General features: G+C 70.7%; 1 protein-coding gene. It reads left to right on the top strand.

From position 1 onward, the window contains the following. Positions 1-69: 69 nt before the first annotated feature. Positions 70-1,335: an IS701 family transposase gene (locus tag IG99_RS43345; protein ID WP_037684535.1), complete on the top strand. Its 1,266-nt coding sequence runs from the start codon at positions 70-72 to the stop codon at positions 1,333-1,335. Positions 1,336-1,450: the final 115 nt, after the last annotated feature.

The raw sequence follows: 1,450 nt of genomic DNA, 5'->3' as shown, positions 1-1,450 counted from the left end.
CTAGTAGGGCTTGGTCAGGTCGGTTGTGGTGGCGCGTGTCCTTCGGGACGGGTGCGGCGTTGAGGGTGTGTGACTCCGGACGAGATTGCTGTGGTGCGTGGTGAGTTGGAGAGGTTCGCGGCGGAGGTGTTCGAGCCGTTCGCGCGCAAGGATCAGCGTCGCTGGGGGCAGGTCTATCTGCGGGGTCTGCTGACCGACGGGCAGCGTAAGTCGGTCGAGCCGATGGCCGCCCGGCTCGGGGAGGACGGCAACCGGCAGGCACTGGCCAACTTCATCACCACCAGCCCCTGGGACCCGGCCCACATCCGGGCCCAGCTCGCCTGGCGGATGGAGGAGGCGATCGGGCCCGAGGCCCTGGTCTTCGACGACACCGGGTTCTTGAAGGACGGGACTGCCTCGGCATGCGTGTCGCGGCAGTACACCGGCACCGCGGGCAAGGTCACCAACTGCCAGGTCGGCGTCTCCCTCCACCTCGCGTCCGACCACGCCTCGGCGGCGGTCAACTGGCGGCTGTTCCTGCCCCAGACCTGGGATCCCGCCTCGCCGAAAGCCGATGCGGACAAGGTCGCCCGCCGCACCGCGTGCGGCATCCCGGACGATGTCGGGCATGTGGAGAAGTGGCAGCTGGCCCTGGACATGCTCGATGAGACCCGCTCCTGGGGACTCGACGTGCCGCTGGCCGTCGCCGACGCCGGATACGGCGACGCCGCCGCCTTCCGGCACGGACTGCAGGCCCGTGGCCTGAACTACGTGGTGGGGATCTCCACCACGCTGTCGGCCCAGCCCGCCGACGCGGCGGTGGTGGCCGAGCCGTACTCCGGGACGGGACGCCCGCCGGTGGCGAAGTATCCCGACAAGCCGCGCTCGGTGAAGGAGCTGGTCATCGCGGCGGGCCGGAAGGCGGCCCGGCCGGTGCAGTGGCGGGAGGGCTCCCGGCCCGGCACCGGCCGCTCGGGCCGCAAGCGGATGTACTCCCGGTTCGTGGCCCTGCGTATCCGGCCCGCTGGCCGCGAGGTCCGCCAGCACGCCGACGGCCCCGAACTGCCCGTGTCCTGGCTGCTGGCCGAATGGCCCGCCGGTGAGAGCGAGCCGGTGCAGTACTGGCTGTCCGACCTGCCCTCCGGCATGCCTTTGACCACACTGGTCCGGCTCGCCAAGCTCCGCTGGCGCATCGAGCACGACTACCGGGAGATGAAGCAGGCCCTCGGGCTGGCCCACTTCGAGGGCCGCACCTGGAACGGCTGGCACCACCACGTGACCCTCGTCTCCGTCGCGCACGCCTTCTGCACCCTGCAACGACTGGCCCGGGCCCCAAAAGACGCGGCGCCGGCCTAAGCCTCTACCAGGTCGTCCGCGAGCTACAGACACTCCTCGCCCTCTGGACCGGTGCCTGCCCCACCTGCCACCGCGACATACCCACCCCCATACGAACCTGACCAAGCCCTACTAG

It is taken from the genome of Streptomyces griseus subsp. griseus (assembly GCF_000720255.1).
Taxonomy (GTDB): Bacteria; Actinomycetota; Actinomycetes; order Streptomycetales; family Streptomycetaceae; genus Streptomyces; species Streptomyces griseus_I.
This window is presented reverse-complemented; position numbering and strand designations above follow the sequence as displayed.